This window comes from Pseudomonas sp. B10(2017) (genome assembly GCF_002113295.1).
In the GTDB taxonomy this organism is placed as follows: Bacteria; Pseudomonadota; Gammaproteobacteria; order Pseudomonadales; family Pseudomonadaceae; genus Aquipseudomonas; species Aquipseudomonas pudica.
On sequence record NZ_NEJU01000009.1, the window covers coordinates 1 to 20614 of the forward strand.

General features: G+C 62.8%; 19 protein-coding genes. 10 read left to right on the forward strand and 9 right to left on the reverse strand.

What is annotated here, in order from left to right:
• Positions 1 to 182: 182 nt before the first annotated feature.
• Positions 183 to 740, reverse strand: a complete 558-nt coding sequence (locus CAF92_RS12845; protein ID WP_025337188.1) for an L-threonylcarbamoyladenylate synthase — start codon at positions 738 to 740, stop codon at positions 183 to 185.
• 42 nt (positions 741 to 782) lie between these two features.
• Positions 783 to 1880, reverse strand: a complete 1098-nt coding sequence (gene dprA / locus CAF92_RS12850; RefSeq protein ID WP_085601052.1) for a DNA-processing protein DprA — start codon at positions 1878 to 1880, stop codon at positions 783 to 785.
• 207 nt (positions 1881 to 2087) lie between these two features.
• Here dprA and def point away from each other — a divergent pair, with 207 nt between their 5' ends.
• From def to CAF92_RS12875, 5 genes are read left to right on the forward strand one after another with little or no spacing between them, the layout of a single operon-like run.
• Positions 2088 to 2594: a peptide deformylase gene (gene def / locus CAF92_RS12855; RefSeq protein ID WP_003260000.1), complete on the forward strand. Its 507-nt coding sequence runs from the start codon at positions 2088 to 2090 to the stop codon at positions 2592 to 2594.
• Positions 2595 to 2654: 60 nt separating this feature from the next.
• A complete protein-coding gene (gene fmt, locus CAF92_RS12860; RefSeq protein ID WP_085601053.1) occupies positions 2655 to 3587 on the forward strand; it encodes a methionyl-tRNA formyltransferase in 933 nt (310 codons plus the stop codon).
• A complete protein-coding gene (gene rsmB / locus CAF92_RS12865) occupies positions 3584 to 4894 on the forward strand; it encodes a 16S rRNA (cytosine(967)-C(5))-methyltransferase RsmB (protein WP_025337185.1) in 1311 nt (436 codons plus the stop codon). The genes fmt and rsmB overlap by 4 nt, the downstream gene beginning before the upstream one ends.
• A gap of 23 nt (positions 4895 to 4917) precedes the next feature.
• A complete protein-coding gene (trkA, locus tag CAF92_RS12870) occupies positions 4918 to 6291 on the forward strand; it encodes a Trk system potassium transporter TrkA (protein WP_013970264.1) in 1374 nt (457 codons plus the stop codon).
• An 11-nt stretch (positions 6292 to 6302) separates the two neighbouring features.
• Complete coding sequence (locus CAF92_RS12875; RefSeq protein WP_046615308.1) at positions 6303 to 6617, forward strand: tetratricopeptide repeat protein; 315 nt, start codon at positions 6303 to 6305, stop codon at positions 6615 to 6617.
• 138 nt (positions 6618 to 6755) lie between these two features.
• Here the strand turns inward: CAF92_RS12875 and CAF92_RS12880 are convergent, their stop codons facing one another.
• Positions 6756 to 7643 carry a lysophospholipid acyltransferase gene (locus CAF92_RS12880; protein WP_046615309.1) on the reverse strand — a complete coding sequence of 296 codons (888 nt, stop codon included), beginning with the start codon at positions 7641 to 7643 and terminating at the stop codon, positions 6756 to 6758.
• A 41-nt stretch (positions 7644 to 7684) separates the two neighbouring features.
• Positions 7685 to 8236 (reverse strand): DNA-3-methyladenine glycosylase I, encoded by a 552-nt coding sequence (locus tag CAF92_RS12885; protein WP_085601054.1) that lies wholly within the window; start codon positions 8234 to 8236, stop codon positions 7685 to 7687.
• Positions 8237 to 8319: 83 nt separating this feature from the next.
• Here CAF92_RS12885 and glyQ point away from each other — a divergent pair, with 83 nt between their 5' ends.
• Genes glyQ through CAF92_RS12905 form a run of 4 tightly spaced genes read left to right on the forward strand, consistent with a single transcriptional unit; the run spans position 8320 to position 12678 of the window.
• A complete protein-coding gene (gene glyQ, locus CAF92_RS12890; RefSeq protein WP_023377955.1) occupies positions 8320 to 9267 on the forward strand; it encodes a glycine--tRNA ligase subunit alpha in 948 nt (315 codons plus the stop codon).
• A complete protein-coding gene (gene glyS, locus CAF92_RS12895) occupies positions 9264 to 11315 on the forward strand; it encodes a glycine--tRNA ligase subunit beta (RefSeq protein WP_085601055.1) in 2052 nt (683 codons plus the stop codon). The genes glyQ and glyS overlap by 4 nt, the downstream gene beginning before the upstream one ends.
• A 3-nt stretch (positions 11316 to 11318) precedes the next feature.
• On the forward strand, positions 11319 to 11846 hold the full coding sequence (gene gmhB, locus CAF92_RS12900) for a D-glycero-beta-D-manno-heptose 1,7-bisphosphate 7-phosphatase (protein ID WP_085601056.1): 528 nt from the start codon (positions 11319 to 11321) through the stop codon (positions 11844 to 11846).
• Positions 11847 to 11892: 46 nt separating this feature from the next.
• Positions 11893 to 12678 (forward strand): 1-acyl-sn-glycerol-3-phosphate acyltransferase, encoded by a 786-nt coding sequence (locus tag CAF92_RS12905; protein WP_046615313.1) that lies wholly within the window; start codon positions 11893 to 11895, stop codon positions 12676 to 12678.
• A 323-nt stretch (positions 12679 to 13001) separates the two neighbouring features.
• On the opposite strand, the gene CAF92_RS12915 is transcribed toward CAF92_RS12905, so the two are convergent.
• Complete coding sequence (locus CAF92_RS12915) at positions 13002 to 14621, reverse strand: MFS transporter (protein ID WP_085601058.1); 1620 nt, start codon at positions 14619 to 14621, stop codon at positions 13002 to 13004.
• 98 nt (positions 14622 to 14719) lie between these two features.
• On the reverse strand, positions 14720 to 16366 hold the full coding sequence (locus CAF92_RS12920) for a GMC family oxidoreductase (protein WP_085601059.1): 1647 nt from the start codon (positions 16364 to 16366) through the stop codon (positions 14720 to 14722).
• A 178-nt stretch (positions 16367 to 16544) separates the two neighbouring features.
• On the opposite strand from CAF92_RS12920, the gene CAF92_RS12925 reads away from it, so the two are divergent.
• Positions 16545 to 17432, forward strand: coding sequence for a LysR family transcriptional regulator (locus CAF92_RS12925; protein ID WP_046615316.1), 888 nt, complete (start codon positions 16545 to 16547; stop codon positions 17430 to 17432).
• Here CAF92_RS12925 and CAF92_RS12930 read toward each other — a convergent pair.
• Genes CAF92_RS12930 through CAF92_RS12940 form a run of 3 tightly spaced genes read right to left on the reverse strand, consistent with a single transcriptional unit; the run spans position 17421 to position 20431 of the window.
• Positions 17421 to 18239, reverse strand: a complete 819-nt coding sequence (locus CAF92_RS12930) for a sulfite exporter TauE/SafE family protein (RefSeq protein ID WP_085601060.1) — start codon at positions 18237 to 18239, stop codon at positions 17421 to 17423. The two genes, CAF92_RS12925 and CAF92_RS12930, sit on opposite strands and share 12 nt — an antisense overlap.
• The gene (locus CAF92_RS12935; protein ID WP_046615318.1) at positions 18236 to 19507 is read right to left on the reverse strand and encodes an FAD/NAD(P)-binding oxidoreductase; all 1272 of its coding nucleotides are present in this window, start codon (positions 19505 to 19507) and stop codon (positions 18236 to 18238) included. Before CAF92_RS12935 ends, CAF92_RS12930 begins: the two co-directional genes overlap by 4 nt.
• Before the next feature lie 39 nt (positions 19508 to 19546).
• The gene (locus CAF92_RS12940; protein WP_085601061.1) at positions 19547 to 20431 is read right to left on the reverse strand and encodes an MBL fold metallo-hydrolase; all 885 of its coding nucleotides are present in this window, start codon (positions 20429 to 20431) and stop codon (positions 19547 to 19549) included.
• Positions 20432 to 20614: the final 183 nt, after the last annotated feature.

Below are 20614 nucleotides of genomic sequence, written 5' to 3' on the forward strand. Positions count from 1 at the left end.
TCATCCAACTGTTCGGGCTCTCGCCAAAGTGGAACGGTGAATGGCAGCTTGTGCTCCCACACGTGCTCAAGGCACCTCTGGCATTCAGCTTGCCATTCACCGCTCTCACTTCAGATTCTAATCCCCTCTCAAGACACAAGCTGGCTTGCCGGCGATCGAGGGCGAAGCCCTTGCCAGCGGTATCAGCCCGGGCGAACGACTTCGCCAGTCACCAGGTCACGAATCACACTCGGGTTCTTCCTTCCACCCAATGCCCCGCCCAGTACCAGATCCAGCTGCCCATGGAAGTACTGCTCCACCCGCAACCGGGTCTTCGCCGCCGGGCGCCCGCCCGGGTTGCACGAAGTGGAAATCAACGGTCCCACCAACGCACAAAGCTCGCGCACCAACGGGTGGTCGCTGACACGCAGCGCCACGGTGTCATGCTCCCCGGTCACCCACTCGGGCAACAGGTTCTGATGCGGTACCAGCCAGGTGTTCGGCCCCGGCCAGGTACTGCCCATGCGGTCGATCCAGTCTTCGGGGAAATCCTCGAACAAGAAGTCGAACTGGCGGATGTTGTCGGCAACCAGGATCAGGCCTTTATCCACAGGCCGCGACTTCAGCGCCAGCAGGCGATACACCGCGTCCTCATTCCACGGGTCACAGCCCAGGCCCCAGACCGCTTCCGTCGGATAGGCGATCACTGCGCCCGCCCGGATCTCACGTGCGGCTTGTTGCACACGAAAACTGCTCACCATTTCTGTTACTCCGCCTATATACCTTGCTTGTGAGCAGTGTACTTAGCCCGCGCGGGCAAACCAACGCCCGGCTTCATTGCTGACCCGGCCTTCCAGCTCCAGTTCGGTCAGCTGCGCCAGCACGTCGGCCAGCGGCAGCTCGCTGCAGTGGGCCAGACTTTCGCTGGTTTGTGGCGCAGCATGCAGCAGGGCGAGCAGGGGATGGTCAAATTTATCCACAACCGCAGGCGGCAGGTTCTGCCAGCCCTGCAGGCTTTCCAATATTTGCTCCACGCTCTCCACCAGCAGCGCGCCGTCACGGATCAACTGGTGGCAGCCCTTTGCCCCGGGGTGGTGAATGGAGCCCGGTATGGCATACACCTCGCGGCCTTGCTCGGCAGCCAGGCGTGCGGTAATCAGAGAACCACTGGCCAGGCTGGCCTCGACCACCAGCACGCCCAGCGACAGGCCGCTGATGATGCGATTGCGCCGAGGGAAGTTGCCGGGCAGCGGCCCGGCATCCAGCGGGTACTCGGAAACCAGCGCGCTACCGTTGTCTATCATCGCTTGCGCAAGCGACTTGTGGCGCTGTGGATAAAGTTTTTGCAACCCTGTACCGAGCACGCCAATCGTGCCCCCATTGGCCTGTAATGCGGCCCGATGAGCGGCACCGTCGATGCCCACAGCCAAGCCGCTGGTAATGGTAAAACCGGCCTGCGCCAAGTAGCGGGAAAATGCCGCAGCGGTGTCGAGCGCCGGGGGTGAAGCACGCCTGCTGCCCACAATTGCCAGCTGTGGGCGCTCGAGCAAGGCCGGGTTGCCAGCGACGAAGAGCAGTGGAGGGGCATCGTCGATTTCCGCCAATAGTGGCGGGTAGCCAGGGCCGTCCCACATCAGTAAATGCTGGCCCGGGCGCTCTAACCAGGCCATTGCGGCCAGTGCGCCTTCCCGTACTTCGGCACTGCGCCGTGCATCGATGGTGGCCTGTGGTATGCCCAATGCGCGCCACGCGCCGGCCGGTGCGCACAGTGCCGATGAAGCACTGCCAAAGGCCTCCAGCAAGGTGTTAAAGCGACGCAATCCCGTCTCCGGCAGCCGGTGAAGGCGTAATCTCGCCTCCAGCTCGGCAGGTGGAAGAGGCGACGAATGGTAGGTATGCATGAGGATCATCCTTGATCTAATCGGGGCCATCGACGTGGCACAAACTGTGGATAACTTTGTTGATAACGCTTTGACAACCTGTCCATCGAATGGGCTATAAGCGGCTTTTGAAAACCCTAGCCGAGCTTTGCCAGGTGCTGAAATCCACGTTTCCCTTTATTATGTGTGCTCAGTTTTCAACCGAACGCACAGTGACTGCCTGACCTTATGGCCATCTTGAACATTCTCGAATTCCCGGACCCGCGCCTGCGCACCATCGCCAAGCCGGTGACGGTGTTCGACGACGCCCTGCGTCAGCTGATCGACGACATGTTTGAAACCATGTACGAAGCCCCTGGCATTGGCCTGGCCGCCACCCAGGTCAACGTGCACCAGCAAGTCGTGGTCATGGACCTCAGTGAAGACCGCAGCGAGCCGCGCGTCTTCATCAACCCCACGGTCGAAGAGCTGACCCATGACATGGGCCAGTACCAGGAAGGCTGCCTGTCGGTACCTGGCTTCTACGAGAACGTCGACCGCCCGCTGCGTGTGCGGGTCAAGGCCCAGGACCGTGACGGCAAGCCTTACGAGCTGGAGTGCGAAGGCCTGCTGGCGGTATGCGTGCAGCACGAATTCGATCACCTCAACGGCAAGCTGTTCGTCGACTACCTGTCGCAGCTCAAGCGCGACCGGATCAAGAAAAAGCTGGAAAAGCAGCACCGCCAGCAAGCCTGATCCCCACCTTCCAGAAGGCTTGCTCCGGCAAGCCTTTTTCTTTTTTGAAGCGAGAACTCCATGCGCATCGTCTTTGCAGGCACTCCAGAGTTTGCCGCCGAACACCTCAAGGCCTTGCTCGACAGCCCCTACGAGATCGTGGCCGTCTACACCCAGCCCGACCGCCCGGCCGGGCGCGGCCAGAAACTGATGCCGAGCGCGGTGAAGCAATTGGCTGTGGCCCATGACATCCCTGTGTTTCAGCCGCCGACGCTGCGCAACGCCGAAGCCCAGGCCGAACTGGCCGCGCTGAAGCCGGACCTGATGGTGGTGGTCGCCTATGGCCTGATCCTGCCGCAGGTGGTGCTGGATATCCCGCGCCTGGGCTGCATCAATAGCCATGCCTCCCTGCTGCCACGCTGGCGCGGTGCCGCACCGATCCAGCGCGCCGTGGAAGCCGGCGACGCCGAGAGCGGTGTGACTGTGATGCGTATGGAAGCAGGCCTGGACACCGGCCCGATGCTGCTCAAGGTGGTCACCCCGATCAGTGCCAAAGACACTGGCGGCAGCCTGCACGATCGCTTGGCCGAGATGGGCCCGCCCGCAGTCGTCCAGGCCATCGCCGGCCTGGCCGATGGTTCGCTGCAAGGTGAAGTTCAGGACGATGCCCTGGCCACCTACGCGCACAAGCTGAACAAGGACGAAGCGCGTATCGACTGGAGCCGCCCGGCCGTCGAGTTGGAGCGCCTGATCCGTGCCTTCAACCCGTGGCCGGTTTGCCACAGCACCCTCGATGGCGAAAGCGTTAAAGTGCTGGCCGCCAACTTGTCCAATGCGACAGGTACCCCCGGCGAGATCCTCTCTGCCAGCAAGGACGGTCTTGTAGTCGCCTGCGGTGAAGGGGCGCTGAGCCTGACCCGCCTGCAACTGCCCGGCGGCAAGCCGCTGAACTTCAGCGACCTGTTCAACAGCCGTCGCGAGAAATTCGCCAGCGGCAAGGTGCTGGGCCAATGAATCCACGCCTCGCCGCCGCCCGCGCCCTTGCCGCTGTGCTCAGTGGCAAGGCCTCGCTGAACAGCTCGCTGCCGGCGCAACTGGACAAGGTCGATGAACGCGACCGCGGCCTGACCCAGGACCTGGCGTTCGGCACCGCGCGCTGGCAGCCACGCCTCGACCTGCTGGCCGCGCAGCTGCTGCAGAAGCCGTTCAAGGCCGCCGATGCCGATGTGCAGGCGCTGCTACTGGTCGGCCTGTACCAGCTGTTCTACAGCCGAATCCCGGCCCACGCAGCCATCGGCGAGACTGTCGGCTGTGCCGACAAGCTGAAGAAGCCGTGGGCAAAAGGCCTGCTCAATGCCGTGTTGCGCCGCGCTCAACGCGAAGGCGAGGAACTGCTGGCTGGCATGGAGCGCGACCCAGTGGTACGCACCGCCCACCCGCGCTGGCTGCAGAAGTCGCTGAAGGCCTTCTGGCCGGAGCAGTGGGAAGCCATCTGTGCCGCCAACAATGCCCACCCGCCGATGATCCTGCGGGTCAACCGACGCCACCACAGCCGCGATGCCTATCTGGCGCTGCTGGCCGAGGCGGGCATTGGCGCCAGCGCCTGCCAGTACAGCCGTGACGGTATCGTGTTGGCCGAAGCCTGCGATGTGCGCGGCCTGCCAGGCTTTGCCGAAGGCTGGGTGAGCGTGCAGGACGAAGCCGCGCAGCTGTCCGCCGACCTGCTGGAGCTGGCCCCCGGCCAGCGCGTGCTCGACGCCTGCTGCGCACCAGGCGGCAAGACCTGCCACCTGCTGGAAGCCGAAGCCGGCCTGGCTCACGTTGTGGCCATCGACCTCGAAGCCAAGCGCCTGACCCGCGTGCGCGAGAACCTCGACCGCCTGCAACTGGACGCCGAGCTGATCGCCTGCGATGCCCGCGACACCGCCAGCTGGTGGGACGGCAAGCCGTTCCAGCGCATCCTGCTCGACGCACCGTGCTCGGCCACCGGCGTGATCCGCCGACACCCGGACATCAAGCTGACCCGTCAGGCCGACGACATCCCGGCCCTGGCCACGCTGCAAGGCGAGCTGCTCGATGCCCTGTGGCCGACCCTGGAAGTGGGCGGCATGCTGCTGTACGCCACCTGCTCCAGCCTGCCGACCGAGAACACCGAAGTGATCGATGCCTTCCTCGCCCGCACCCCAGGTGCCCGTGAGCTGGATCTGGCCACCGAAGCCGGCCTGCGCCAGCCCCACGGCCGCCAGTTGCTGGCCCAGGAGGGCGGCCACGACGGTTTCTACTATGCCAAGCTGATCAAGATCGCCGCCTCGCGCGGATAAGAACAAAGGGTAGGGAGTAGCGGATGAAGATCATCATCCTCGGCGCAGGCCAGGTAGGCGGTACGCTGGCGGAGCACCTGGCCAGCGAAGCCAACGACATCACCGTGGTCGACACTGACGGCGACCGCCTGCGCGACCTGGGCGACCGCCTGGACATCCGCACCGTGCAAGGCCGCGGCTCGCTGCCTACGGTGCTGCGCCAGGCCGGTGCCGACGACGCCGACATGCTGGTGGCGGTAACCAACAGTGACGAAACCAACATGGTCGCCTGCCAGGTGGCATATTCGCTGTTCCACACCCCGACCAAGATCGCCCGGGTGCGCGAGTCGGCCTACCTGACCCGCGAAGAGCTGTTCGATAACGACCATATCCCGGTCGATGTGTTGATCAGCCCCGAGCAGGTGGTGACCAACTACATCAAGCGCCTGATCGAGCACCCAGGCTCCCTGCAGGTGATCGACTTCGCTGAAGGAAAGGCCCAGCTGGTGGCAGTGAAGGCGTACTACGGCGGCCCGCTGGTAGGCCAGCAACTGCGCCAGATCCGCGCGCATATGCCCAACGTCGACACCCGTGTTGCGGCCATCTTCCGCCGCGACCGCCCGATCACCCCGCGGGGCGACACGGTTATCGAAGCAGACGACGAAGTGTTCTTCATCGCCGCGAAGAAGGACATCCGCGCGGTTATGGGTGAGCTGCGCCGTATCGACGAAACCAACAAGCGTGTGGTCATCGCCGGTGGCGGGCAGATCGGTGAACGCCTGGCCGAGGCCATCGAAAGCCGCTACCAGGTGAAGATCATCGAGATGAGCCCGGCCCGTTGCCGGCATCTCTCCGACACCCTGGAAAGCACCGTGGTGCTGCAGGGCAGCGCCTCGGACAAGGACCTGATGCTGGAGGAGAACATCGCCGACGCCGATATCTTCCTGGCCCTGACCAACGACGACGAGGCCAACATCATGTCGTCGCTGCTGGCCAAGCGCCTGGGTGCGCGCAAGGTGATGACCATCATCAACAACCCAGCCTATGTCGACCTGGTGCAGGGTGGCGATATCGACATCGCCATCAGCCCGCAGCTGGCCACCATCGGTACCCTGCTGGCGCACGTGCGCCGAGGCGATATCGTCAGCGTGCACTCGCTGCGCCGTGGCGCTGCCGAAGCTATCGAAGCAGTGGCGCACGGGGATTCGAAGTCGAGCAAGGTGGTCGGCAAGGCGATCGAAGACATCGCCTTGCCGCCGGGTACTACCATCGGTGCGATCATTCGTGACGAAGAGGTGATGATTGCCCACGACGACACCATGATCGAATCGGGCGACCATGTGATCCTGTTCGTTGTGGATAAAAAGCATATTCGGGATGTGGAGAAGCTGTTCCACGTTGGCTTGAGTTTCTTCTAGGAGCACGAGGCATGCGCGAATCGCTGGAGAAGATGCTGGCCAAGGGTGTGGATAACCCGCTGCTGAGGTTCGGGCTGGGCAAGGCCTGGCTGGACGAAGGCAATGGCGCTGAAGCGGCGGTGCATCTGGCACGCTGCGTGGAACAGGACCCGAAGTACTCGGCAGCGTGGAAGCTGCTGGGCAAGGCGCATCAGTTGCAGGGGGACCTGGCGGCGGCGCGCAAGGCCTGGGAGGAGGGGATCGTGGCGGCGCAAGCCCATGGGGACAAGCAGGCCGAAAAAGAGATGACCGTGTTTCTGAAGAAGCTCGACAAAATCTCAAGCTGACGCGGTCTCTGTGGGAGCGGGTTCACCCGCGAATGCGTCGGTGAAGCCAACATTGCATTCGCGGGTAACGCGCTCCCACAAGGTCCTTGCTACCACAGGCAGAAGTGCATTCAGCCTACTGGAAGAGCAGTGGATAACTCAGTACCAGCGCGCCTCGCCAGCCGGGCGCTTCTTGAAGCGCTTCATGCTCCACATGTACTGGCTCGGGTACTCGCGCACATAGCGCTCGACCACTTTGCTCATCGCCGCTGCCGACACGGTCACGTCGGTGCTGTACATCTCTTCCGGCGCCGCCTCCAGAAACACCTTGAAGCCCGAGCCATCCGGCAGCCGCAGGGCATGCAGGAACACCCCCACCGCTTTGCCCCCTGCCAGCATGTTCGGCACGAACTTGCTGGTCAGCGCCTGGGTTCCCAGGAACGGCACGAATACCCCCGCCGACTCCGCCGGCTCCGGGTCGGCTGGAATACCCACCTGGCCACCACGGCGCACTTCCTTGATCACACTGAGGATGCCTTCCTTGGTCGAAGGCGCCACGCGGTTGCCCATCTGCACCCGCTGCTCGCGCAGCAGGTCATCCACCGCCTTCAGCTTCGGCGGGCGGTAGAAGATGATCGGTTTGCACTGGTTGCAGTAGAAGTGGTTCAGCACTTCCCAGTTGCCCAGGTGGCTGGTGATGCCGACCACGCCCTTGCCCGAGGCCAAGGCCTGCTCCAGCACTTCCAGGCCGTGCACTTCCTTGACCAGCTCCAGCGAGCGCTGCGGCGGCCAGATCCAGGCACAGGCACTTTCGACGAAGGATTTACCGATATCCTTCAACGCGCGGCCAACCAGCTGCTCGCGCTCGGCAGGGTTCATCTCCGGGAAGCACTTGGCCAGGTTGATGCGCACGACATTGCGCGAGCCGTTGGGGATCTTCCACATCAGCCAGCCGATACCGGCGCCAACGCGCTGCACAGCGCCCCAGGGCAGCTTGGCAAACAGACGCAGCACCCCGACCATCAGGGCGCCCTTGAACTTTTCCACAGGCGAATTCCTTATTTCAACAAGGCGCGCATTGTAACCCCTCAGCGCAACAAGGCGGCGTAGCGATCGCAATCGGTGGTGTGGTCCATGACCATGCCGGTCGCCTGCATGAAGGCATAGCAGATGGTCGGGCCAACGAACGTGAAGCCGGCTTTCTGCAGGGCTTTGCTCATCGCCTTGGCTTCATCGGTAACCGCTGGCACCTCGCCGCGGCCCCTGAAGTGGTTGATCTTCGGCGCACCACCGACGAATGACCAGAGCCAGTCGGCCGGGTTGTCCACAGCCAGCCACGCCTGAGCATTGCGCCTGGCAGCCTTGAGCTTGAGGCGGTTGCGGATGATGCCGGCATCCTGCATCAGCTCCTCGATGCGTTCGTCACTCATGACGGCGAGTTTCACCGGATCGAAGCCGTGCATCACCTCGCGATAACGCTCGCGTTTACGCAATACGGTGATCCACGACAGCCCTGCCTGGAACCCTTCGAGCAAAAGCATCTCGAACAGCAACGCCGGGTCACGCTGGGGCGTTCCCCATTCCTGGTCATGGTAGGCCTGGTACAACGGATCGTCGGTACACCAAAAGCAGCGTGGCATAAGGCTCCAATGAGTAGAGGGCGAGGCGAATCAGGTTATACTCCCGCTCTTTACATCCGCATCCCCAGATACAGGTGAATTTCGTGAGCCAGCCTACGCCAGCCGTGCGTACCTTCCAAGACCTGATCCTCGCCCTGCAGAACTACTGGGCCGAGCAAGGTTGTGTGGTGCTTCAGCCCTACGATATGGAAGTAGGCGCCGGCACTTTCCACACCGCTACATTCCTGCGCGCCGTGGGTCCAGAAACCTGGAACGCCGCCTATGTGCAGCCTAGCCGTCGCCCTGCCGACGGGCGGTATGGCGAAAACCCCAACCGCCTGCAGCACTACTACCAGTTCCAGGTGGTACTGAAGCCCAACCCGGCCAACTTCCAGGAGCTGTACCTCGGCTCGCTGAAAGCCATCGGCCTGGACCCGCTGGTCCACGACATTCGCTTCGTCGAAGACAACTGGGAATCGCCGACCCTCGGCGCCTGGGGCCTGGGCTGGGAAATCTGGCTCAACGGCATGGAAGTCACTCAGTTCACCTACTTCCAGCAGGTAGGCGGCATCGAGTGCTACCCGGTTACCGGTGAAATCACCTACGGCCTGGAGCGCCTGGCCATGTACATCCAGGGTGTCGACTCGGTGTACGACCTGGTGTGGGCCGACGGCCCGTTCGGCAAGGTCACCTATGGCGACGTGTTCCACCAGAACGAGGTGGAGCAGTCGACCTACAACTTCGAGCACGCCAACGTCGAGAAGCTGTTCGAGCTGTTCGACTTCTACGAAAGCGAAGCCAACCGCCTGATCAAGCTTGAGCTGCCGCTGCCGACCTATGAAATGGTGCTGAAGGCCTCGCACACCTTCAACCTGCTGGACGCCCGCCGTGCCATCTCGGTAACCGAGCGCCAGCGCTACATCCTGCGTGTACGTACCCTGGCCCGGGACGTGGCGCAAAGCTATCTGCAAGCCCGCGCACGCCTGGGCTTCCCGATGGCCACCCCTGAACTGCGTGACGAAGTGTTGGCTAAGCTGGAGGCTGCACAATGAGTGCTCAAGATTTCCTGGTAGAACTGGGCACCGAAGAGCTGCCACCGAAGGCCCTCGCCAGCCTCGGCGAAGCCTTCCTGGCTGGTATCGAGAAAGGCCTGCAGGCCGCTGGCCTGAACTACACCGGCAAGCAAGTTTACGCCGCGCCGCGTCGCCTGGCCGTGCTGATTCGCCAGCTGGACGTGCAGCAGCCTGATCGCAGCATCAACATCGACGGCCCGCCCCTGCAGGCTGCTTTCAAAGACGGCGAGCCGACCCAGGCTGCCTTGGGCTTTGCCAAGAAATGCGGTGTGGAGCTGTCGGAAATCGACCAGAGCGGCCCCAAGCTGCGCTTCTCCCAGCACATCCCGGGCAAGGCCACCGCTGGCCTGCTGCCGACCATCGTCGAAGATTCGCTCAACGACCTGCCGATCCCCAAGCGCATGCGCTGGGCGGCCAGCCGTGAAGAGTTCGTGCGCCCGACCCAATGGCTGGTGATGCTGCTGGGCGACCAGGTGGTCGACTGCACCATCCTGTCGCAGAAGGCCGGCCGTGAATCCCGTGGCCACCGCTTCCACCACCCGGAAAACGTGGTCATCACCACCCCGGCCAACTACGTCGAAGACCTGCGCAAAGCCTACGTGCTGGCCGACTTCGCAGAGCGCCGCGAGCTGATCAGCAAGCGTACCGCCGAACTGGCCATGCAGCAGGAAGGCAGCGCCATCGTGCCGCCGGCGCTGCTGGACGAAGTGACCGCCCTGGTCGAATGGCCGGTGCCGCTGGTGTGCTCGTTCGAGGAGCGTTTCCTCGAAGTGCCACAGGAAGCCCTAATCACCACCATGCAGGACAACCAGAAGTACTTCTGCCTGCTGGACAGCGAAGGCAAGCTGCTGCCGCGCTTCATCACCGTGGCCAACGTCGAGAGCCGCGACCCGAAGCAGATCGTGCAAGGCAACGAGAAGGTCGTGCGCCCACGCCTGACCGATGCCGAGTTCTTCTTCAAGCAGGACAAGAAGCAGCCGCTGGAAACCTTCAACGAGCGCCTGAAGAACGTGGTGTTCCAGGCTCAACTGGGTACCGTGTACGACAAGGCCGAGCGCGTTTCCAGGCTGGCCGCCTTCATCGCCCCGCTGATCGGCGGCGACGCCCAGCGCGCAGGCCGTGCGGGCCTGCTGTCGAAGTGCGACCTGGCCACCGAGATGGTCGGCGAATTCCCTGAAATGCAGGGTGTTGCCGGTTACTACTACGCGCTCAACGACGGTGAGCCGGAAGACGTTGCCCTTGCCCTGAACGAGCAGTACATGCCGCGCGGTGCTGGCGCCGAGCTGCCGCAGACCCTCACCGGTGCTGCCGTGGCCATCGCCGACAAGCTCGACACCTTGGTCGGCATCTTCGGCATCGGCATGCTGCCTACCGGCAGCAAAGACCCGTACGCCCTGCGCCGTGCCGCACTGGGCGTGCTGCGTATCTTGATCGAGAAGCAGCTGGACCTGGACCTGACCGGTGCGGTCGAGTTCGCGGTCAAGCAGTTCGGCGCCAAGGTCAAGGCCGCCGGCCTGGCCGAACAGGTGCTGGAGTTCATCTTCGACCGCCTGCGTGCGCGTTACGAAGACGAAGGCATCGATGTGGCCACCTACCTGTCGGTACGTGCCCTGCAGCCAGGTTCTGCCCTGGACTTCGACCAGCGCGTGCAGGCTGTACAAGCCTTCCGCAAGCTGCCGGAAGCCGAGGCTCTGGCCGCAGTGAACAAGCGCGTGTCGAACCTGCTGAGCAAGGCCGAAGGCGCCATCGCCGATCATGTCGAGCCGAAATACTTCGACAACGCCAACGAGTTCTCCCTGTACTCGGCCATCCAGCAGGCCGACCAGGCCGTGCAACCCATGGCTGCTGCACGCCAGTACAGCGAGTCGCTGGCCCGCCTGGCGGCCCTGCGTGACCCGGTCGACGCCTTCTTCGAGGCGGTAATGGTCAACGCCGAGGATGCCAAGGTACGCGCCAACCGTTATGCCCTGCTCAGCCGCCTGCGCGGCCTGTTCCTGGGCGTGGCCGATATTTCGCTGCTGGGGTAAGCCTTGAAACTGCTGATTCTCGACCGTGACGGAGTAATCAACCATGACTCCGACGCCTACATCAAGACGCTGGACGAGTGGGTGCCGATCCCTGGCTCGGTCGAAGCGATCGCGCAGTTGAGCAAGGCGGGCTGGACGGTGGCCGTAGCCACCAACCAGTCCGGCATTGCCCGTGGCTACTATGCGCTGGCCACCCTCGAGGCCATGCACGCGCGCCTGCGCGCGCTGGTGGCCGAGCAGGGTGGCGAAGTTGGCCACATCGTGTATTGCCCGCACGGGCCGGACGAAGGCTGCGATTGCCGCAAGCCCAAGCCTGGCATGCTGCGGGCGATTGCCGAGCATTACCAGGTCGGCCTGGAAGGCGTCTGGTTCGTTGGCGACAGCAAAGGTGACCTGGAGGCCGCCCTGGCCGTCGGTGCACAACCCGTGCTGGTAAAAACCGGCAAGGGCGAGCGGACCCTGGAAAAAGGCGTCCCGGAAACTACACTGATTTTCGACGATCTGGCAGCTATCGCCAGAGAACTAATTTAAACAGTGCGCCTTCGGGCGCATTTTTCTCAGGCGGGCATGCCCCGCAATGGTACAAGCCACTATGTCGATCCTGCAGGCGATCAGAATCTTTCTTTTTTACCTGCTGCTGGGCACCAGTTCGCTACTGTGGTGCTCGCTGAGCTTCTTCGTCGCGCCTTTCCTGTCATTCCCCAAGCGCTACAAGTTCATCAACGTGTACTGGTGCCGTTGCGCGTTGTTCCTTGTGCGCACCATCCTGGGTATCGACTACAGGATCACTGGCGCCGAGAACGTGCCTGCTGAACCTTGCGTGATTCTGTCCAACCACCAGAGCACCTGGGAGACCTTCTTCATTTCCCAGTATTTCTCGCCGCTAAGCCAGGTGCTCAAGCGCGAGTTGCTGTACGTGCCGTTCTTCGGTTGGGCCATGGCCATGCTGCGGCCTATCGCGATCAACCGCGATAACCCCAAGGAAGCCCTGCGCCAGGTAGCCAGCAAGGGTGACGAGCTGCTCAAGCAGAAGACCTGGGTGTTGATCTTCCCGGAAGGCACCCGCGTGCCATTTGGCACCATGGGCAAGTTCTCGCGTGGCGGTACCGCGCTGGCAGTGAATGCCGGGTTGCCGGTGCTGCCGATTGCCCATAATGCCGGCAAGTTCTGGCCGAAGACCGGCTGGGGCAAGCGCGCTGGCACGATCGAGGTGGTGATTGGCGAACCGATGTACGCCAACGGTACCGGACCACGGGCCATCGCCGAGCTCAACGACCGCGCCGCGGCGTGGAACGAAGCGACCCAGCGGGCCATGGGTTCACTGCCGCCGGCAGAGGAAAAGCCCCAGGAGCAGATGGCTTGATCATCTGTGGATAACTTGTGAACTGTTTTTGGATTAAAACCCTGAAGTGATCGCTAAGTCTTTGAATTAGCTATTTATTTCTGCGTATGACATTTTTCTGAAAATCGTGCATAAGTTTTTTCTGGGCATAAGAAAACCGGCTTTTACAGCCGGTTTTTTTATGGGCTCATGCGGGTGTTGGTGATCGGTGTAGGAGCGGCCTTGTGTCGCGAAAGGGCTGCAAGGCAGCCCCAGCAATTTGTGCATCACTGCTGATGCCCCGGGGCCGCTTTGCGGCCCTTTCGCGACACAAGGCCGCTCCTACAAGAAGCCCGTGCCAACCGTCAGATCTTGTCGATATCCACATCCTTGGTTTCTTTCAGGCAGAAGATCCCCACCACCAGGCTGACCCCGGTCACCAGCACCGGGTACCACAGCCCGTAGAAGATATCCCCGGTATACACCACCAGCGCGAACGACACCGTTGGCAGGAAGCCACCGAACCAGCCGTTGCCAATGTGATAGGGCAGTGACATCGAGGTGTAGCGGATACGAGTCGGGAACAGCTCGACCATCACCGCCGCCAGCGGCCCATAGGTCATGGTCGCGATCAGTATCATCGCCACGATCAACACCACCACCATCACTTGATTGACCTGCCCAGGGTCGGCCTTGGCCGGGTAGCCAGCCTGTTCCACCGCCGCACGCATGGCCGCTTCGTCGAAGCCGTTGATGGTCTTGTCGCCGATGTTCACCACTACATCGCTGCCGGCCACATCGACCGAGCTGTAAGGCAGGCCCTGCTTGACCAGGAAGGTCTTGACCCTGTCGCACGGGCTGTCGAAACGCGCCTTGCCCACCGGGTCGAACTGGAAGGTGCAGCCTTGCGGGTCGGCAGTGACCACGATCGGCGCCTGGCGGCTGGCCGCGTCGATCTGTGGGTTGGCGTAGTGGCTCAGCGCTTTGAACATCGGGAAATAAAGCACCGTGGCCAGCAGCAGGCCGAGCATCAGGATCGGCTTGCGACCAATACGGTCGGACAACCAGCCAAAGAACACGAAGAACGGCGCACCAATCACCACGCTGATGATCAGCAGGGTGTTGGCCTGCGCCGGGTCCATCTTCAGCATCTGGGTCATGAAGAACAGCACATAGAATTGCGCCGTGTAAAAGGTCACGGCCTGCCCGGCGTTGATGCTGAACAGCGCGGTGAGCACCACTTTCAGGTTCGGCCAGGACGTGAACGACTCCCGGATCGGCGACTTGCTGACCTTGCCTTGGGCCTTCATTTTCACGAACGCCGGCGACTCATGCATGCTCATGCGGATCCAGGTAGATATCGCCAGCAGCACGATCGACAGCAGGAACGGCAGGCGCCAGCCCCAGGTTTCGAATTGGTCGCCGCTTACATAACGGCTGCCCAGCACCACCACCAGCGACAACAACAGACCGAGGGTAGCGGTGGACTGGATGAAACCAGTGTGGAAGCCGCGTTTGCCGGGTGGCGCATGCTCGGCAACATAGGTGGCCGCACCGCCGTATTCACCGCCCAGCGCCAGCCCTTGCAGCATGCGCAGGACCACCAGGATGATCGGTGCCGCGATGCCAATGCTGGCATAGGTGGGCAACAGCCCCACCGCAAAGGTGGATAGGCCCATCAGCACGATAGTGACCAGAAAAGTGTACTTGCGCCCGATCATGTCGCCCAGGCGGCCGAACACCAGCGCACCAAACGGCCGCACCAGGAAGCCAGCGGCAAAGGCCATGAGGGCAAAGATGAAGGCAGTGGTGTCGTTCACGCCAGCGAAGAACTGCTTGCTGATGACCGCTGCCAGCGCCCCATAGAGAAAAAAGTCATACCACTCGAAAACTGTCCCGAGGGATGACGCGAAAATGATCTTGCGTTCTTCACGACGGTTGGAGCTGCTGGCCGCCGCACCCTGCTCTTGGATGTAATCCGACATCGTTGCTGTCCTCGGCCCGCAGGCCACAGTGATTATTCTTGTTGTTCCACTGTCGGCAGCTTCTGACCGCCAGCTGCCGGTACTGCACGCACCCTCGTTCAGGGCGTCGGTATCGCGTCTTCGTTCAGATAGGTCTGGGTCGCAGCTCCTTTGAGAATCAGTTGCGCCGCCTTCTCGGCGATCATCAGGGTGGGTGAACAGGTATTGCCAGAGGTGATCTGCGGCATGATCGATGCGTCCGCCACGCGCAGGCCAGGGATGCCGTGTACGCGCAACTGGTTATCCACAACGTCCAGTTCGCCATTGCCCATGCGGCAGGTGCCTACCGGGTGGAAGATGGTGGTGCCGATCTTGCCGGCGGCTTCGAACAGCTCTTCTTCGGTTTGCAGGGCTGGGCCCGGCAGGTATTCCTTCGGGTCGAACGCAGCGAGGGCAGGGGCCTGGACGATACGTCGGGTAAGGCGAATGGAGTCGGCGGCGACGCGTAGGTCCTGGGGGTCGCTGAGATAGTTGGGGTCGATCAGCGGAGTGCTGTTCATGTCGCTGCTGCGGATATCGATACGCCCGCGGCTGGCCGGGCGCAGGTTGCATACCGAGGCGGTAAAGGCCGGGAACCTGTGCAGCGGCTCGCCGAAGCGCTCAAGTGACAGCGGCTGCACGTGGTACTGCAGGTTGGCGGTGGCCTGCTCCGAGCTTGAACGCACGAATGCGCCCAACTGACTCGGCGCCATGGCCAGCGGGCCACTGCGATCATAGAGGTAGCGCAAGCCCATGCCCATCTTGCCCCACAGGCTGTTGGCCATCTGGTTCAGGGTACGGGTATTGCGGATCTGGTAGATCAGGCGCAGCTGCAGGTGATCCTGCAGGTTGCCGCCAACGCCTGGCATGTCATGACGCACGCCAATACCCAGACTTTCCAGTAGCTGCCGTGGACCGATGCCGGAGCGTTGCAGGATACCGGGAGAGCCCACAGCGCCCGCGCAGAGGATGATCTCGCGACGTGCCGCAAACTCGTGCCAGGCACCCTGCCAGAATGCCTTTACCGCCCGCGCACGGGTGTTGTTGAGCAGCACCTGGTCAACCTGAACGCCAGTCAGCACGGTGAGGTTTGGGCGGTCCTTGATCGGCCGCAGGAAAGCCTTGGAAGCGTTCCAGCGCACACCGCTGCGCTGGTTGACCTGGAAATATCCACACCCCTGGTTGTCGCCGGTATTGAAGTCATCGACCTTGCCGATGCCGCTCTGCTCGGCGGCATCACGGAAGGCATCGAGGATCGGCCAGCTGTAGCGCTGTCGCTCGACCCGCCATTCGCCATCACCACCGTGGTGCTCGCTGGCGCCGGCATAGTGGCTTTCGCTGGCCTTGAACAGCGGAAGTACGTCCTTCCAGGCCCAGCCGTCGTTGCCTTGCTCGGCCCAAAGGTCGTAGTCGGCGGCCTGGCCGCGCATGTAGATCATGCCGTTGATCGAGGAGCAGCCACCCAAAACCTTGCCGCGTGGATAGCCCAGCGCGCGACCGCCCAGGCCGGGCTGCGCCTCGGTCTTGAAGCACCAATCGGTGCGTGGGTTGCCGATGCAATAGAGGTAACCGACGGGGATATGGATCCAGGGATAGTTGTCGCGGCCACCCGCCTCCAGCAGCAGCACGCGGCAGGAAGGGTCGGCGGACAAACGATTGGCCAGCAGGCAACCGGCGGGCCCGGCCCCCACGACCACGTAGTCGAAGACAGAATCGGCTGATGGCATGTGCAACCTCGGGCCTGATTATTATTCTTGTCCCGATCCATCTTAGTGAGTAATTTCGTGGAGGAAACACGAGATTTCGCGCAGCCGCTGTGCGTTTTAGCACAGTGGCAAGTCTGTAACGGCCTCTTCGCGGGCATGTCCGCGAAGAGGCCGGAACGAACTGCCAAAAAGGATCAGCATGTTCGACTGGAACGATCTGCGTTTTTTCCTCGAGTTGCAGCGCAGCGGGCGCCTGCTTACCGCCGCCAAGCGCCTCAACACCACTCACAGCACCGTTGCCCGGCACATCGAGAGCATCGAGCAAAGCCTGGGTACCGCACTGTTCGTGCAGCATGCCCAGGGCTATGAACTGACGCCCTCGGGCCAAGCTCTTCTCAAGCACGCAGAAGCCATGGAAAACGTCGCCCTGCTGGCACAGGAAGAAATCACCCAAGCCATCACGCCGCTCGGCAAGATTCGCCTGGGGGTGACCGAAGGCATCGGCATCATGTTCTTCACACCGCGCATGAATGCGCTGTTCGAGCGCTACCCCGGCCTGGAAGTGGAACTGGTGGCGGTGCCGCGCTTCGTCAGCATCCTCAATCGTGAGGCAGAGATCAGCATCCACCTGGAACGGCCCAGCGCCGACCTGCTGATCACCCGCAAGCTCACCGACTACCGCCTGGCCCTGTATGCCAGCCAGGACTACCTGGACCGTGCGCCCCCGCTGCGCAACCGCGAGGACCTGGCCCGGCACAGCTGGATTGGTTATGTCGACGACTTGCTGTTCAGCCAGGAGCTGCTGTTTCTCAACAGCTTCTGCCGGGCCCCCAGCGTAGTGTTTCGCAGCACCAGCGTGATCGCCCAGCAAACCGCCGCCCGCGCCGGGCTGGGCATCGCCGTGCTGCCCAACTACATGGCCCGCCACGACCCGACGCTAGTGCGCGTGCTACCTGGCGAAACCATCCAGCGCAGCTACTGGATCTGCACCCGCCGCGAACTGCACAAGTCGGTGCGACTGCGGGTGGTGTGGGACTACCTGCTGGCGCTGTGCGCGGCGGAACAGAGCGAGCTGCTAGCCCAATAGCGCCTTGCCGGCCAGCAGCAGAGCCGCGGCCCAACCGGCCACGGCAAACATCTGCTGCAAGCGCGGCCCGGCCAGCCTGTTCGCCAACGGCCGCGCCAGCAGCAGGCCAAGCACTGCGCCGACAGCGAACGGGGCGCCAACCTGCCAGTGCATGACCCCTGCCAGGCTGGCGCTGACCACGCTGCCTGTGGACACCAGCGCGATCACCGCCAGCGAGGTGGAGACGATGCTGGCCATCCGCAGGTTGGTGTAGCGGTTAAGGGCCGGAATGATGACAAAGCCACCGCCCACGCCGAGCAGGCCGGACAGCAGCCCGGACAATGCGCCCGTGAAGGCCAGGGCGCGCGCGCACGGCAGGGTCCAGCGCAAACGGCCCTGCAGCGGGTTCAGCACGCAGGGTTCGATGTAGCGATGGGCATCATTGGCTTCGCCGCGCAGTTCCTTGGCCGCTTTGCGCCAGATACGCAGGCAGGCATACACCAACACCACAGCGAACACCAACTGCAGTGGCGTGTTCGGCAAGCGGTGCGCCAGCATCAGCCCGAATGGCGCCGCTGCCACACCGATCAATGCGATGAACAGCGCTGCCCGGTAGCGCACCAGGCCCTGCCGCAAGCCCAGCATTGCTCCCACCGCCGCCGCCATGCCTACTGCCAGCAGGCCGACCGGTGCTGCCTCGACCATCGACAACCCCAGGCCGAACACCAGCAAAGGCACTGCGAGAATGCCACCGCCGGCACCGGTCAACGCCAGCACGGCACCGATGAGCGCGCCCAGACCCGCTCCCAGTAATTGATGTTCGATCACTGCCGACCCTCGGCTACCAACGGCTGTGGCCGTGCCAGCCACTCGCGGCCCTTGAGCATGCCTTTCCAGTACAGGGGTGGCAGCACCTGCGCCTTGAGCAACCAGGCCAGACGTGTCGGCTTGCGACCATCCAGCAACCAGTTGGGGAAACTTGGAGCCAGCTTGCCGCCATAGGTGAATTCAGCCAGGACGATCTTGCCGCGCTCGACGGTGAGCGGGCACGAGCCATAACCATCGTACTGGGCGAGGGTAGGCAACCTTCCCAGGGCCACCAGCACGTTGTTGGCCACGACCGGAGCCTGCTTGCGTGCAGCGGCGGCGGTCTTGGCATTGCTGGTGTTGATCACGTCCCCAAGGGCATGGACATTGGTGAAGTGGCGATGGCGCAGGGTGTGCGGGTCGACATCGACCCAGCCGGCGCAATCGGCCAGCGGACTTTCACGAATGAAGTCCGGTGCCACCTGCGGCGGTACCACGTGCAGCATGTCGAAGGCCTCGATACGGGTTTCGCTGCTGCCATCGGCCAAGGTGCGCACGAAGGTGGCGCGCTTGTTCGGGCCGTCCACGGCGACCAGGCGGTGGGAAAAATTGAGGTCCACGGCGTACTTGTCGATGTACTTCATCAGTGCAGGCACGTAGTCCGCCACTCCGAACAACACTGCGCCGGCATTGAAGAAGCTGGCTTTCACAGCCCCCAGATGACCGTGCCGCAGCCAGTGGTCGCAAGACAGGTACAACGCCTTCTGCGGCGCGCCTGCGCACTTGATCGGCATGGGCGGCTGGCAAAACAGGGCTCGGCCTTGCTTGAGCTGCTGCACCAGATCCCAGGTGTAGGGTGCCAGATCGTAGCGGTAGTTGGAGGTGACGCCGTTGCGGCCCAAGGTCTCGCTGAGGCCATCTATGGCTGCCCAATCCAGCTTGAGGCCCGGGCAGACCACCAGCTGTTCATAACTGATGGCGCGGCCGCCCTCGAGCAGGACCAGTTGGCCCAGCGGGTCGAACCTCTGCACCCGTGCCTTTATCCAGCGCACGCCGCGCGGAATGGTCGAGGCCATGGTGCGAGCAGTGCTTGGCGCCTTGAACACACCCGCACCGACCATGGTCCAGCCGGGCTGGTAGTAATGCACGTCGGCGGGGTCGATCAAGGTAACGTCCAGCGACGGGTCACGGCTGATCAGGCTGGAAGCGGTGGCGATTCCGGCGGCGCCAGCACCGACGATGACCACTTTGTGGTGGTCGGTATTGGCGGGGGACAACAAGGCAGGCATGGAGGTAAATCCTGTAAATCTGGTTATGGGGCAGGGCGGTCACAGCTTGTTCAGCGGAATCTTCAGGTAGCTCACACCGTTATCTTCCGGCGCGGGGAACTGGCCGCTGCGCATGTTTACCTGCACCGAAGGCAGGATCAGCACGGGCATCTCGAGGGTCTTGTCGCGAGCTTCACGCATGGCGACGAAGCTGTCCTCATCGATGCCCTGGTGGATATGAATATTGTTGGCGCGCTGCTCGGCCACGGTGGTGACGTACTGCATGTCACGGCCACCCGGCAGGTAGTCGTGGCACATGAAGAGCCGGGTCTGGTCGGGGAAGGCCAACAGGCGACGGATCGAGCGGTACAAGGTGCGGGCATCGGCCCCTGGGAAGTCGCAACGGGCGGTACCGTAGTCGGGCATGAACAGGGTGTCGCCGACGAACACCGCGGTCTCGCCGGCGTCCTCGATCATGAAGCTCATGCACGCAGGCGTGTGCCCCGGGGTGTGCAACGCGCGGGCATGCAGATTGCCAATGCGGAAACCTTCCTCGTCCTCGAACAGCACATCGAACTGGCTGCCATCGCGGGCGAAGCCAGGTTCGGCGTTGAACAAGGCACCAAAAACTTTCTGTACCTGGGTGATGTGTGCGCCGATGGCGGTATGGCCGCCGAGCTTTTCCTTCAAATAGGCCGCTGCCGAAAGATGGTCTGCATGCACATGGGTTTCCAGCACCCACTGCACGCTGGCTTCAAGCTCGGTCACGCGCTGGACCAGGCGGTCCGCCGATGCCGTGCAAGTGCACCCGGACTTGGGGTCGTAATCCAGCACACTGTCGATCAATGCGCATTTGCGGGTTTCGCAGTCCATGACCAGGTAGCTGATGGTCGAGGTCGCCTTATCGTAAAAGGCGTCCACGTGCAGGTTGTTGCCGATGATCATCGCGTTCTCCAATTTATCCGCCCAGCCTTGTACGCGCGTAGGCAGTGCCAGGAGGTTTATCAAGATGCATGCCAGGCATTTTCCTGCGCCTGGGCCAATGAAACCGGCCCGTTGCTCTCAGTTGCCGATGACAGTGACAGCGCAGATGGCAGTCGACTGTCAGCCAATGGCAGTGTTTGGCAG

What these genes read in the sequence shown, in the direction of transcription:
- CAF92_RS12920 (WP_085601059.1), bottom strand. Translation starts at nt 16,366, where the DNA reads ATGCCATCAGCCGATTCTGTCTTCGACTACGTGGTCGTGGGGGCCGGG.
- CAF92_RS12935 (WP_046615318.1), bottom strand. Translation starts at nt 19,507, where the DNA reads ATGCCTGCCTTGTTGTCCCCCGCCAATACCGACCACCACAAAGTGGTC.
- def (WP_003260000.1), top strand. Translation starts at nt 2,088, where the DNA reads ATGGCCATCTTGAACATTCTCGAATTCCCGGACCCGCGCCTGCGCACC.
- CAF92_RS12875 (WP_046615308.1), top strand. Translation starts at nt 6,303, where the DNA reads ATGCGCGAATCGCTGGAGAAGATGCTGGCCAAGGGTGTGGATAACCCG.
- fmt (WP_085601053.1), top strand. Translation starts at nt 2,655, where the DNA reads ATGCGCATCGTCTTTGCAGGCACTCCAGAGTTTGCCGCCGAACACCTC.
- CAF92_RS12885 (WP_085601054.1), bottom strand. Translation starts at nt 8,236, where the DNA reads ATGCCACGCTGCTTTTGGTGTACCGACGATCCGTTGTACCAGGCCTAC.
- rsmB (WP_025337185.1), top strand. Translation starts at nt 3,584, where the DNA reads ATGAATCCACGCCTCGCCGCCGCCCGCGCCCTTGCCGCTGTGCTCAGT.
- CAF92_RS12925 (WP_046615316.1), top strand. Translation starts at nt 16,545, where the DNA reads ATGTTCGACTGGAACGATCTGCGTTTTTTCCTCGAGTTGCAGCGCAGC.
- glyS (WP_085601055.1), top strand. Translation starts at nt 9,264, where the DNA reads ATGAGTGCTCAAGATTTCCTGGTAGAACTGGGCACCGAAGAGCTGCCA.
- CAF92_RS12905 (WP_046615313.1), top strand. Translation starts at nt 11,893, where the DNA reads ATGGTACAAGCCACTATGTCGATCCTGCAGGCGATCAGAATCTTTCTT.
- CAF92_RS12940 (WP_085601061.1), bottom strand. Translation starts at nt 20,431, where the DNA reads ATGATCATCGGCAACAACCTGCACGTGGACGCCTTTTACGATAAGGCG.
- trkA (WP_013970264.1), top strand. Translation starts at nt 4,918, where the DNA reads ATGAAGATCATCATCCTCGGCGCAGGCCAGGTAGGCGGTACGCTGGCG.
- CAF92_RS12845 (WP_025337188.1), bottom strand. Translation starts at nt 740, where the DNA reads ATGGTGAGCAGTTTTCGTGTGCAACAAGCCGCACGTGAGATCCGGGCG.
- dprA (WP_085601052.1), bottom strand. Translation starts at nt 1,880, where the DNA reads ATGCATACCTACCATTCGTCGCCTCTTCCACCTGCCGAGCTGGAGGCG.
- CAF92_RS12915 (WP_085601058.1), bottom strand. Translation starts at nt 14,621, where the DNA reads ATGTCGGATTACATCCAAGAGCAGGGTGCGGCGGCCAGCAGCTCCAAC.